This is a genomic window from Bacteroidetes bacterium GWF2_43_63, from assembly GCA_001769275.1.
Lineage (GTDB): Bacteria > Bacteroidota > Bacteroidia > Bacteroidales > DTU049 > GWF2-43-63.
Map to the genome: position 1 here is coordinate 72,021 of MEOQ01000028.1, position 12,266 is coordinate 84,286.

The 12,266-nt window shown below is 42.6% G+C and carries 12 protein-coding genes; 6 read left to right on the plus strand and 6 right to left on the minus strand.

The genetic code is table 11. The features are described 5' to 3' along the window. Positions 1–74 precede the first annotated feature (74 nt). Together A2W93_09340 and A2W93_09345 are read right to left on the minus strand one after the other, a co-directional pair. Positions 75–1,742, minus strand: a complete 1,668-nt coding sequence (locus tag A2W93_09340) for a sodium:calcium symporter (GenBank protein OFY54500.1) — start codon at positions 1,740–1,742, stop codon at positions 75–77. A gap of 90 nt (positions 1,743–1,832) precedes the next feature. Then, the gene (locus A2W93_09345) at positions 1,833–3,131 is read right to left on the minus strand and encodes a hypothetical protein (protein OFY54501.1); all 1,299 of its coding nucleotides are present in this window, start codon (positions 3,129–3,131) and stop codon (positions 1,833–1,835) included. 139 nt (positions 3,132–3,270) lie between these two features. Between A2W93_09345 and A2W93_09350 the strand changes: the two genes are divergently transcribed. Further along, positions 3,271–3,660: a hypothetical protein gene (locus tag A2W93_09350; protein ID OFY54502.1), complete on the plus strand. Its 390-nt coding sequence runs from the start codon at positions 3,271–3,273 to the stop codon at positions 3,658–3,660. A gap of 347 nt (positions 3,661–4,007) precedes the next feature. Here the strand turns inward: A2W93_09350 and A2W93_09355 are convergent, their stop codons facing one another. Continuing rightward, complete coding sequence (locus A2W93_09355) at positions 4,008–4,670, minus strand: hypothetical protein (protein OFY54503.1); 663 nt, start codon at positions 4,668–4,670, stop codon at positions 4,008–4,010. Positions 4,671–5,252: 582 nt separating this feature from the next. Here A2W93_09355 and A2W93_09360 point away from each other — a divergent pair. Then, positions 5,253–6,797, plus strand: coding sequence for a methylmalonyl-CoA carboxyltransferase (locus tag A2W93_09360; GenBank protein ID OFY54504.1), 1,545 nt, complete (start codon positions 5,253–5,255; stop codon positions 6,795–6,797). 73 nt (positions 6,798–6,870) lie between these two features. Further along, positions 6,871–7,176 (plus strand): hypothetical protein, encoded by a 306-nt coding sequence (locus tag A2W93_09365; GenBank protein ID OFY54540.1) that lies wholly within the window; start codon positions 6,871–6,873, stop codon positions 7,174–7,176. 390 nt (positions 7,177–7,566) lie between these two features. Here A2W93_09365 and A2W93_09370 read toward each other — a convergent pair whose 3' ends face one another. The 3 genes from A2W93_09370 to A2W93_09380 form a co-directional block, all read right to left on the minus strand. Beyond that, positions 7,567–8,487 (minus strand): hypothetical protein, encoded by a 921-nt coding sequence (locus A2W93_09370; protein OFY54505.1) that lies wholly within the window; start codon positions 8,485–8,487, stop codon positions 7,567–7,569. A gap of 3 nt (positions 8,488–8,490) precedes the next feature. Beyond that, complete coding sequence (locus A2W93_09375; GenBank protein OFY54506.1) at positions 8,491–8,883, minus strand: hypothetical protein; 393 nt, start codon at positions 8,881–8,883, stop codon at positions 8,491–8,493. A 189-nt stretch (positions 8,884–9,072) separates the two neighbouring features. Next, positions 9,073–9,825, minus strand: coding sequence for a hypothetical protein (locus A2W93_09380; GenBank protein OFY54507.1), 753 nt, complete (start codon positions 9,823–9,825; stop codon positions 9,073–9,075). Between the two features lie 496 nt (positions 9,826–10,321). Between A2W93_09380 and A2W93_09385 the strand changes: the two genes are divergently transcribed. From A2W93_09385 to A2W93_09395, 3 genes are all read left to right on the plus strand, one after another. After that, entirely contained in the window at positions 10,322–11,434 is a 1,113-nt protein-coding gene (locus A2W93_09385) for a hypothetical protein (GenBank protein ID OFY54508.1), read from the plus strand. A gap of 142 nt (positions 11,435–11,576) precedes the next feature. Further along, positions 11,577–11,867, plus strand: coding sequence for a DNA-binding protein (locus A2W93_09390; GenBank protein ID OFY54509.1), 291 nt, complete (start codon positions 11,577–11,579; stop codon positions 11,865–11,867). Further along, a complete protein-coding gene (locus tag A2W93_09395; GenBank protein ID OFY54510.1) occupies positions 11,857–12,063 on the plus strand; it encodes a hypothetical protein in 207 nt (68 codons plus the stop codon). Before A2W93_09390 ends, A2W93_09395 begins: the two co-directional genes overlap by 11 nt. Positions 12,064–12,266: the final 203 nt, after the last annotated feature.

Below are 12,266 nucleotides of genomic sequence, written 5' to 3' on the forward strand. Positions count from 1 at the left end.
TTTTATAAAAAAATATGCTGTAACCGCGGCAACGGCAGATATTGTAATCAGCATCATAATCAACGCTTCGGTTTTCATTTCAGTCTCCCTTCTTTTTTATGACGATAATAAGCTTTACGAACAAGTAATGCGATTCCAACGAAAACAGCAAGGAGCAACAATCGGGAAAGATTTGTCAACAGCAGGCGGTATTTAAGATCGGCAATCACAGTTGGGTCGGTGGCTGCTGCAATCTTCTCTTTCAGTCCATTGTTCATTAATTTTCCAACCAGACTTTCGTGGTCAAAAGCCCATCCATGACCGTCGGACAATCCCTGAAAAGCTGAGATCCAGTCGTTGTGGACAGGCGTGAATACTGCTCCGAGAAAAACGATTATCAGTAAAACAGGCGTGACGTATGCAATCAGAAAGCGGAAAATGCGGCTGACTTTGATATCCGCGCCTGTATTTATTTCTTTCCATCCTTTCTTTATACCAAAGAACCACGCAAACAGAATGGCCTCAAACGCTGCAAACACAAACAACGCGAAGGATCCTGTCCAGTAATCATATTCATCAAAAACACCCTGATTAAAGAATATAACGGTGGGCATTCCGATGACAAGAATAATCAGTCCAAAAGCAAGTGCGGTTTTCTTTCGCGACCATTTGAATTCATCTTCCAGAAAACCCTGAACTGGCGTTCCCATGGCCAGAGACGATGTGATTCCGGCGAAAAACAAGAGTCCAAACCAAAAAACGCCGGCAATTGTTGCCATAAGCGGCCCCCATTGAGAAAATAAATACGGAATGGTTTTAAAACCAAGTCCGAGTCCCCCGAGCCCTGCCAATTCCTGAACTTTCGCCACCCCAAGGTATCCAACCGAGATCGGAATAATGATAGCGGCTCCCAGCACTACTTCTACAAATTCGTTCATCCAGCCGGCCGACATGGCGTTGAGCGCAATGTCATCTTTTTTCCGCAAATAGGAGGCATAGGCCTGAATGGAACCCATTCCAAGCGATAGTGTAAAAAAGATCTGACTAGCGGCGGCAAACCAGACTTTTGGATTGTAAATAGAATCGAAATCAGGCGTCCATAGAAAGTTTAGACCGACGGAACTGTCGTTTATAGCGCCTGCTGTTCCGGCTTTTAGTGTGACCGCGCGTATGGCGAGTATAAGACCAAAAACCAGCAGCAAAGGAACGCCGATTTTTGCCACTTTTTCAACTCCTCCGCTTAGCCCTTTGCTCAAAATATAAACGTTGATTCCAAGACAAATCAGAAAAAACACAATGGGCTCAAAGGGAATCAGGGTGGCTTTGTCGAGCGAAACATAATCGTTGAAAAGCTGCACCACCTGATGCTGATCCATGCCATTGAAAGTGCCAATCACACTGTGAAAAATATACGCCAGCGTCCACGACTCCATGTAACAGTAATAGGATGCAATTCCAATGTTGCTGAAAATACCGAATACGCCCACATATTTCCACATTCGTCGGCGATCCATGCTTTGCATCATAAAAGGAGTGCTGTGAAATCCGCGTGTGCCGCCGTAACGTCCGATGCTCCATTCAATAAAAAGCAAAGGCAATCCCAGCATAACAAAGCTGACCAGATAAGGAATAATAAAAGCTCCGCCGCCATTCTGAATGGCCTGGACTGGAAACCGTAGAAAATTTCCGAAGCCGACAGCGTTGCCCGCCATTGCAAGGACTAACCCGACTCGTGTTCCCCACGCTTGTTTGGTTGGACTCATAGGTTTGGTATTGATATATTGTCAGAGAATACTATTCTGCTGGCTGTTGTTGTAGCAGCCAATCCAGGTCGTCTTGAAAATTCCATGTGTTCAGTCATGGCCAGTTGTTCGGACGAGTTCATTCATCACCGGGCAGGCCATGCAGTTATTTGAAGAACAGAGCTTATCAAACAATCCGATCAAACCCTGTGATTCAAAAGCGTTGCAGACTTTTATGCCGGCATTTCGCACAAATATATCAATAATTTTATTTTGCTCGGGCGCAATGTTTTTTAATAAATGCCAGGCGGTGTTTTCATAACTCCTGTTGCCGGTGTATTCCGAAAACGCAATCAAAAGGGGAACAATGGCATTGATGATAATCAGATCGGCACTGGTCTTTCCTGTTTTGCCTGTTGATGAACTCTTTCGCTCTGTTTGAGGACGGCAATGACTTTTCCAGAAACCTGATACGGGCTGCCGCAGAATGCGATAAAAATCTTTTTTTGTTTTAGCTGCTGTAATTTCACTGAATAAATCCGGAATCTGGCTTACCAGCGCCGCAATTTGCGCAAGCCGCGTTTCGGGCATCGCTGATGGTCTGACAGGATTATACTTCCACACATTCACATCAATGGCGGTTAATGAAAACAGATTTTTCCAATGAGCGTATTCTTGCTTAAGGGCGCATAAATAACCGTTTTCTGCAGGCAAATCCTTGTCGAGAAATCCTGCCTGCCCAAGTAAAATGGCTTCGACCGAAAAAACATTGCCGGCCCGGCACAGGTTTTTCCACGATATTGTATTGCTCAGCCATTCCATCGGAACAGTATTCTGAGTCAGGCCATAGGCCCACGCAATGGTCTTCCATGCGGTTTCCGGCCAGTCGTAATTGTTTTGTTCAAGCAAAGTATTTATTCTGGCAGACTTGCGGATAAATCTGTCTTTTGCCTGAATCGCCACATAGTTCATGAAAAATTCCGGATCAACAGCAGAAATATATTCACTGCAGTGCAATTTTCCCATGCTGAAAAGACTTTTCTCGGAGTAGTTTTCGTACAGTTGCATGATTTCGTCCGCCGGAAGCACGATGGAGGGAATCAGGCATCCGTCTTTGTTGCAGATAATCGCATCGTTTTTCAGAACGATGTGCAGAATTGTTTTGTCGTAGGCCGGATCGGTGTGGTGTCCGTGGCGGAACCAATCGCTGCTGCTAAGATGAATTTCAGCATTTCCGGCCAGATGTTGCTTATTGATGATGACTTCCGTGTTTTCGAAGTCGGGTCCGTCGCGGTTGCCTCGTTTTCCGGGTTTCAGAATGCGGCAATCATCGCCGGTGTCAAGGATAAACTGCTGTCCGGCAAGTCCTTTTTCCCAGACATAATGAATGAAAGATTCAGGTAGATTCATAACTGGCACAGTTTTACGTTTGTTGATATGGCGTTTTACACGAATGATTAGATTGTCGGCAAAATATTCGCCTATAATATAAGCATTTCTTTTGAAACGTAGTTGTCAGATTTTTAATAACTTTGCAAAAACACCAACCATGCGAACCTTATTGTTTTTACTTCCGTTTCTGGCGCTCATTATGCCGGTTTCAGTTTCCGCACAAAGCGATGAGCCCATTTATGTTGTGGTTGACCAGATGCCCGAATTTCCCGGTGGCCCCAACGGTCTGGGAAATTTCATCCGTTCAAACCAATCTTATCCGCGCGAAGCGCTGGACGCCAAGGTCGAAGGTGTTGTCATAGCATCCTTTATTGTTGAAAAAGACGGAAAAGTATCCAAGCCAACCATCGTTTCCGGTATCGGACATGGCTGCGACGAAGAAGTGCTGCGTTTGATCGGACTGATGCCTGTGTGGAAACCGGGCATTAAAGAAGGTAAGGAAGTTCGTGTCAAGCTCAATATTCCTGTTGAATTCAAGCTTCGTTAAAACGAAAGAAAATATTTTTCAGAAGGCCTCCGGTGGAGGCCTTTTTTGATATAAGAAATCAGATATAAGATTTTTGATTTCAGATTTGATTTGAGATTTTTTGAATTGAAGATAGGGTTGAGAGCCGATCGTGTCACGTTTTACGTGTAGGCAAAAAAAGCCACGAAGTACAAAAAGCGCTGCTTATTTTGGTTTGGGACAGAGTCCATGGAACACAATAAACGAGCCCAGCACCTATTACAGCGAATGGTCACGCGTCAGGAGACGCGCGCCCAGTTTAAGGATTATAGTTGGCAATAAAAAAAGGCCCCTTATACGGAGGCCTTTTTTGTGAAATTATTTTTTCATCAGAATGGAATAAGCGAAATACCAAATGACAGCGGTGCCATTTCAGGTCCATGTTTCTTTTCAAACAGGGTTGAGAGCCCGTAATAGACATATGCGTTGAACATTTTATAACCCACGCGGGCGGTTACGCCATAACGGAGTTTATTAATATATTCAGTGTTATATGTTTTGATCTTAAAATCATCGTCCACATGCTTGATGTGATTGTTGATATTATAGCCGATTTTGCCACCTACGGCAATACGGAAAACATTGTCGCGCTTTGTTCTGAAGCGGATTTCAGCAGGAATATCGACAAACGACAGAACCATTTTGTACTGCTTTGGGGTATCTACCCTGTTTACAAAGTAGTTTTCGAAAGTTGTAGGATCGTTATATATATGAGCATTGTATCTCATATTGTGGGTACCGATTCCAACTCCGATGGCAAAGCTGAAATTGGTTGCACCGAGCGGAAAGTCCTTGACAACATTGATCGCTGCTCCAGGATTGTAACCTTTGAAATCAATGGAATCGGGTGCGCCGATCCAGGTGTCGTTGTAAAGGTCTATCATGAGCCGGTCGGCTTTCCCGAAGCGGTTTGAAATCTCAAGATCTTCTTCCTGTGCAAACAATGTGACAGAAAAAAGAGCCACAAAAAAGAAAGCAAACAGATTTTTCATATCCTTTTTTTTTCAAAAGTACATATTTTTTCAAAAACCACCTAATGATTGCGTGACCGTCCAAAAATAGTTAATTGTTACGACATTCCACCGTTCCGGCCACAATTTACTCTCGAAGAGTTTCGAACTCTTTGAGGGTTTTCTAAACAGGCCGGAACATGGAACCGTCGTAACAACTGCAAAAACAACGGTTCCATGTCCTTCAGCTCCTACGTCGCTTTCTGACGGTGGAATGTTGTTTTTGCCTTCGACATCATTTTTAGACAGACTCTGCAACAGGCGTCTGGGGGTACCACTCAAAGGGCTCAAAATAGTCGGGGGGTTGAAACGGGCGAAGCTTAGGAACAGAGCTTGCGCTGACTGCTTTTTATACAGTCTATAATTGAGATAATTTCAATCCGCAGTTAAGTTAAAAAATGTTAATAGTAGGGGTGCTTCGGAAGTGTTGGAAAGGCGCTTCAGAACAAGCTTTGAGTGAGTATCGCTGTCATTTTGTCAGAGAGTTATTAACCGCGGGTCCGCAATAATATGCTTTACTTTGCCCGAATTTTCGAAAATGAAAGTATAACCAAAAAATAAATTATGTCAATCAGATCGAAATCAAATGACCTTCGGAAGCGAGTGCTTGATGCGAGCCAGGGCGGTGGTACCAAAGCCATAGCTAAACAGGTTGCTATGGGTAAACTAACAGCCCGTGAGCGTATTCTTGCCCTTCTGGATCCGGACTCTTTCCATGAATATGATATGTTTGTGGAACATGCCGGAAGAGATTTTGACATGGATAAAAAACATCTCCCCGGAGATGGCGTTATTACAGGAACGGGAACCGTTAATGGCTATCCCATCTGTATTTATGCGCAGGACTTCACCGTAGCCGGTGGTTCGCTGGGATATATGCACGCCATGAAGATTACCAAAATCATGGATCATGCAATGAAAATGCAGGTGCCACTTATCGGCATCAACGATTCAGGTGGCGCCCGTATTCAGGAAGGCGTGAACTCCCTGGCAGGTTATGGCGAAATTTTTTACAGAAACACCCTTGCCTCTGGTGTAATTCCACAGATTTCTGTGATTCTGGGCCCTTGTGCTGGTGGTGCAGTTTACAGCCCGGCCCTGACCGACTTTGTGTTTGTAGTGGACAATATTTCAAAAATGTTCATTACCGGCCCCGAAGTAATCAAAACAGTGCTTGGAGAGGAAATTTCGATGGAAGATCTTGGCGGAGCCCGCGTTCATGCTGAGATTACAGGAAATGCCCATTTCTTTGCCCACAATGAGTTTGAGTGTTTTGCACAGATAAAAGCCCTTTTGTCGTTTATTCCGTGGAACAACACGAAAAAAGCGGATCGGTTTGAATCTGTAAAACCAAACAAGAAATATAAAATATCTTCGATACTTCCGACTGACCCTAAGACTCCGTACGATGTGCGCGAGGTTATCAGGGCATTGTCCGATGACAGTGATTTCTTTGAAGTTATGGAACTTTTTGCACCCAATATTGTAATTGGTTTTGCAAGAATCGAAGGAGATACGGTCGGGCTTGTTGCCAATCAACCACTGGTGTTGGCCGGCGTGCTTGACGTTGACAGCAGCGACAAAGCTGCGCGCTTTGTACGTTTCTGCGACGCTTTCAATATTCCGATTATAACATTGGTTGACCTTCCGGGTTATCTGCCGGGCGTTGACCAGGAATTTGCCGGTGTAATCCGCCACGGAGCCAAGTTGCTGTACGCTTACAGCGAAGCAATTGTTCCAAAAATCACCATCATTCTGCGCAAAGCATATGGTGGAGGATACATTGCCATGTCTTCACGTCACCTGAAAGCCGACTTTGTTTTTGCGTGGCCGACTTCCGAAATTGCCGTGATGGGACCAGAGGGCGCTGCAAACATTATTTTCCGTGCCGAAATTCTGGCTGCTGAAAATCCAGAAGAAATGCGTTTGAAAAAGGTGCAGGAATACAAGGATAAATTTGCCAACCCATATGTAGCAGCTGCTTACGGATATGTTGATGCAGTTATCAATCCTGACGAAACACGCAGCTTTATTGCTCATGCACTTGAAGTTTCGGTGCAGAAAATGGTAACTCGTCCTACCAAAAAACACGGCATTCCTCCATTCTGAAAAATCCGAAGCTATGAAATTAACAACAAAAAGAATAGGCAAGAAAGCCGAAAAGAAAGCTGCGGTTGCCGATGTGAAATATGACATTTTAGTGACCGAACAGGGTGAATACAAAACCACGTTTTCGAGAAAATATCTGATTCGGAAAAACTATGCTCCATTGAACATCAAAAATGTGATCTCAGCTATTCCGGGAACCATTATAAAGCTTAACATTGCATTGAAGGATGAAGTGGCTGAAGGCGATGTACTGCTTGAACTTGACGCTATGAAAATGCATAATAAAATTCTTGCTCCCATGAGTGGAATTATTAAGTCGATTCATGTAACAGAAGGCGTACGCGTTCCAAAGAATTTTCTGATGGTAGAATTCGAATAAGAGCGTTCCGTAATTTATTCACGGAAAGACAAAAAGGGAGGCATCGATACGGGCCTCCTTTTTTTATAGCTGTCAGCTTTCAGCAGAATGTGCCGACCGCAGCGTCGGTGCTCTGAGAAGTGGCAGAGAAGTGGGTGCTTCTTTAACGCACTCAGGTCGCTGCGCGACGCAGAGAGGTTAAAGAAGGGGCTGAGTCGTTAGGGTCGTTACTCGTTACAAACGTTACAGTCGTTACAAATTTTTTCCAGAATCAAATATTTCCACATGCGCGAAGCGCCACATATGCGCAGCATCACATTTTCACATCATTGTATCAGCGTTCAGTAGCCAGTTCTGTTTCACTCACCACTGACCACTTACAACACGGCTTTCTTTATGCAGGCAGCCCGATCACTGCACCGTCAGGTAAGGGCTGATTTTTTTGTAAACTTCTTCGGTGACCAGCGCCGATTTTTTGATATCGGTGAGCACTTTGTATTCTCCGTGCTGCTTGCGGTAATTGATGAGCGACAATGAAATGTTGTAGCCGAAATATGGATGGCCTTTCAATTCATCAAAAGTAACTGTGTTGATGTTTATCTTACGCACCAGATATGGGTTTACAAAAAGCGATGGAGAAATCTCGGCGAATTTCAATGAATCAATTCCTTTTACTTCTTTCAGCTGATCAATGCTGATATATCCGTGAATCCTGCTCCGGTAGCTGACAATGCGCATTGCAAAGGCAGGGCCGATGCCTCTCACTTTCATCAAGGCGGAGGTATCTGCTGAATTAATTTCAACACGCACGACTTCTTTTTTTTCATACGAAGAAGCTTTGTAATCGGGCTTCTGAGCTTGTTTTTCAGGAAGCTGAATAAATGGCTCAAGCACCAAATATTCTTCTTCGCTGATGGTATACATTTTTGCAAAGTCTTTTTTGATGCGGAATTCGCCACCTTTCTGCCGGTAATTCAGAATAGACTTTGTTTGCTTATCAGTGAGCCCAAGCCGCTTCCAGCCGTCAGCATCGAGCTCGTTTGGATTAAATGCAAATGGATTCAGCTTCGATTTTGCAGATGAATAACCGGGCGCATCGAGATCACTTTTAATATTGTTGTATTGCTTATCGTCGCTACAGATGCTGCTTTCCCAGGCCAGAATCTGTTGTTCAAATTGCGAAAAATCAGTATCAGCTACGCTGGTTTTTGCGGAGCGAAGAAATGAAGAAAGCAGAATAACAGTTATAAAAATCGAAATCAGAAGCCAGATTCCGGCTTTTTCGGTTTTGGATAAATTCAGAAATTCCTTAATGAATTTGAATCGGTTCATGCATTATGGTAATCGTACGACGTAGCCGAAATATTCCCGTTCGACTCCCTTGTACGTTCTGACAGTAATGTGATAGGCAAAAACTTCTGTGGAGTTCTCATCGTATCGCTTTCCTGTAATGTCGCCGTCCCAGGGTTGGTTGATATCGGTGCTCAAATATACAAGATTTCCCCGACGACTGTAAATTCTCATTTCAAAATAATCGAGGGTAATGCCAGCGCCGACGGGAGCAAATTTGTCGTTGTGTCCGTCACCATTGGGAGAGAACGCGTTGGGCATGAATAACAAAAATTCTTCAGAAAGATTCAAACCTTCATATATAGTGTCACCGCCTTCTGCTTTCAATCCTGAAAAAGAAAGAACCATCACGAGCGCTAAAAACCACTTTTTCATCATTGTAAATTTACTGCAAAGATACATTAAAGCCAGGAATAGTTGCACGAAAGCTGTTGAATATCAGGATTTGAGGTGTTAAGTTTATAGATAAACAGACACAAATCTTCCGTAAAGATGTTTAACTTGATTTTAGAAGGCGATTTTTCACACATTGTCTTACGCAATCAGATCGGGGACATTTTGTTTCAATCAGTTCTGCAATGTGAAATGGTATTCAACGGTAAAAATTTTCTGCCTGAGCAGGAATAATTCGTTGGCAACACCTTCTTTTTCGTCAACTATGTCGGTCAGTACACCCCATCTATCAAAATCTGCGTCGGTAAGCGCTTCTGCATCCTTGGAATATATTTTTATCATTTCTTTATATTCGTTATCAGCCACACTTTTGAATTCATTAACCAGCTCTATCATTGCTTTTCTGAAGGTGTCTGTTTCGTCAAAAGGTGCTATATCTTTGTATTTCTTAGCCAATGTATACAGAAAGGCCGCGTATATTTTAAAACTGTTTTCAATGTCCGAAATATCTTTTCCATCAACAATGGCGTCAATAAAGTCGGACTCTAAATCAAGCATTTTTTTCTGATCATGTACGATCGTATCGTTCCAGGCAACGGCTCTGTCAACTGCATCTGCGTCTTTTTCAGAAGTGTCAATTCTGGAGAGTATTTCTACTTCGTAAGCCGAAATCTTTTGCGTCAACTCATCCGCTTCCACTATTTTTGGCTCAAGCTGCTCAAATAGTTCTCTTCCCGCTAATTCACAACTGTCCAGTCTTAATTGCAAGACAGCATTTGATAACCTAAGCATTTCGTTTTCCAGCTGTAATTCTTTTTTGCTTTGCGCCGATAAGGGGCCATTAAAAAAAAGAGCAACGATTGCAAAAAAAAGTATCAGGGTCGATTTCATAAGATGTAATTCAGTTTTTTGTCCGGACGGCCACATTGATGCAAAAGTATGAAAAATCCGGTTTCCAGGGAGTGTATTGCGGCAGGCTTTCAGCGCACAGCAACAAAAAACAGCCACGCGACGGCATGGCTGTTTGTGATTGGGTGGCGGAGAGACAGGGATAAAAACCCACTCGTCAACCTCCGATATACACTCATAAACAAAGAATTTTTAAGTTAGTCCACTCAAAAATCCACTTGGCTTTTTTAGCGTTATGAGCTGAATATAAAGAACTTAGCTTTTCGGCACTGCAAAGATATACATTATTTCATTAAAAATCAAACCTTTTAAATAATAATATTAGTGCTTCATAGGCATGTATTCGCATTATATCGACAGCCACCTTTCGTTTGCTTTTTTACTTTTTTAATCAAAAAAAATCACTCTTGACAAGACTCAAAGATTTTTGTACAATTCCATGATTTTTGTAGCTAAAAACCACAATAAAACCGCGATTTTGTAGTTTTTTAACAACACGTTTTAATTTAGTCAAATGTGCTTTGACAAGATTCACATAGGAGTGTATTGTGAAATTGTCCAGGGAAAATACTTCCCTGAAATACCGCGGTTCAGTAACCGGTTGGTATTGGAAAATCTTGTCCTTGAGGCGCAGACTACCACGGTCGCAGTGATATCAGCAGGGGATAATCCCAATGCATATCTCGGCAGTATTGACCTGCTTGCTTTTGGTTATAAAAACAAAGATGATTACCTGACTGAAGTGGTAAAGCGACCAGATGGGAAATTTGAAATTCAGATACGCCCTGTCAAAATCTATGAACTGCATGAGAGAATAAAGATACCCCTGTTTGGAAGCATTAAGAGCAAATACTATTGTGAACTGATTTGTGACGAATTTGAAAGAATTAAGATACGGGCTGGCTGGATGCTCGAATTCTGCAACGACCGCGATTTGGTATGCGCCTATGCGCTCAAACATATTCAAAAGGCCAAGCAGTTGTTTGCCGAGTCCAAAAGAGCCCTGAACGAGATTCAGGAAACAATGGTTGCTGAAAACATCTACATTTTGATAATTCTGAATATTTTCATTGTCCGCACAATCCTTTTCTACCAGCACCTGTTCAGGCCCTACATCAATGCGCCGGAAGAAAAAAAAGAAATTATGTTTTTTGAAATTCTTGAAGAAATATCATTCAGCAAAATCGACAAAATTCTGAAGGATTATCTGATGCAGAACCTGGAGTCTTTGCAAAAGTCTTTTCTTGGAAACACTGCAGATCCGGGTATATCCATGCTGAGAAGCTTTATCAATTGCGGAAAGACTTTTTCAAACAACATGAAGACCAATGAAAACATTGGCAATGTGAAATATCAACCCATCAAAATCAATGGTCAGATCAACGTTCTGGTGGATATATTCACTCAGTTGATTGACCAACAAAGAACTCCCGATGGGCCATTCCTTGAAACCTCGCGCGAAAACCTCGAAGCCTTTTTAGTGGCTAACTTCGTTGACAGGAATAACAAGCCTTTGAGCTCACCCACTATTAATACTTTGTTGAAGCCATACCGGGTTGACAAGCATATCAAGCAGGACAACCCCAAAAGAATTGACCTTTCCGGCCTTTTTGAAACAGAGGAATGAGCCAGCAAAGTGCAAAAAGGGTCTTTTCAGGTACCTGAGACCCTTTTAAGACTAAAAGACCGTTTTTTCCTGCGTATTCTTGCTTTGGTTTTAGTTGCAACGAACCATCAACAGATTGTTTAACTTTTAAAATCAAACCAAGATGGACGTAATAACCATAGAATCCGAAGCCTTCGCCGCAATAGTCAGGCGCATTGACGACATTGAACAGAAAATTCTGGACATAGTAAAGAAAGCTCATAACCCGCTGGCCGATCGCTGGCTCGACAACTCAGAGGTTTGTCGGGTTCTCAGTATCAGCAAGCGATTATTGCAGACGTATCGCGATGACAAAAAGATTCCCTTCTCCCAGATCCACCACAAGATCTACTTCAAAGCCTCCGATGTACAGAAATTTCTCACGAAAAACTACAAACCCTTGCTTGGGTATTGAAAAACCCTCCAAAAACAACAAAATCACAAAAATGATCCGGCAATTTCCTCCGCCGGGTCATTTTTTTGTTTATTTCCGGACGAAATTCGGGCAATTCCAGACGATTTTGGGCGTTTTTCAGGCAATTTCGGACGAAAATGGACGAAAACCGGGCAATTTTGGACGATTTTGGATAATTTTGGGTAAAATCGGGTAAATCTCAGATGATTGTCAGATGATTTTGAGTAATTCCGGGGAGGTTTTGGGGAGGATATTGTTTTGGATTTGAGTGTTTTCAATTAAAAGTATCAAGCTTTACTCAAAAAGTCATTCTGTATAATAACCAATTATTAGAAAAAGGGGGAATCTAGCACTCAGCTGAATTGAAAAAGACACATAGCTTGACTAATAATAGTTAAG

Coding starts and splice junctions, on each gene's coding strand:
- A2W93_09340 (OFY54500.1), bottom strand. CDS start 1,742: ATGAGTCCAACCAAACAAGCGTGGGGAACACGAGTCGGGTTAGTCCTT.
- A2W93_09345 (OFY54501.1), bottom strand. CDS start 3,131: ATGAATCTACCTGAATCTTTCATTCATTATGTCTGGGAAAAAGGACTT.
- A2W93_09350 (OFY54502.1), top strand. CDS start 3,271: ATGCGAACCTTATTGTTTTTACTTCCGTTTCTGGCGCTCATTATGCCG.
- A2W93_09355 (OFY54503.1), bottom strand. CDS start 4,670: ATGAAAAATCTGTTTGCTTTCTTTTTTGTGGCTCTTTTTTCTGTCACA.
- A2W93_09360 (OFY54504.1), top strand. CDS start 5,253: ATGTCAATCAGATCGAAATCAAATGACCTTCGGAAGCGAGTGCTTGAT.
- A2W93_09370 (OFY54505.1), bottom strand. CDS start 8,487: ATGAACCGATTCAAATTCATTAAGGAATTTCTGAATTTATCCAAAACC.
- A2W93_09375 (OFY54506.1), bottom strand. CDS start 8,883: ATGATGAAAAAGTGGTTTTTAGCGCTCGTGATGGTTCTTTCTTTTTCA.
- A2W93_09380 (OFY54507.1), bottom strand. CDS start 9,825: ATGTGGCCGTCCGGACAAAAAACTGAATTACATCTTATGAAATCGACC.
- A2W93_09385 (OFY54508.1), top strand. CDS start 10,322: ATGTGCTTTGACAAGATTCACATAGGAGTGTATTGTGAAATTGTCCAG.
- A2W93_09390 (OFY54509.1), top strand. CDS start 11,577: ATGGACGTAATAACCATAGAATCCGAAGCCTTCGCCGCAATAGTCAGG.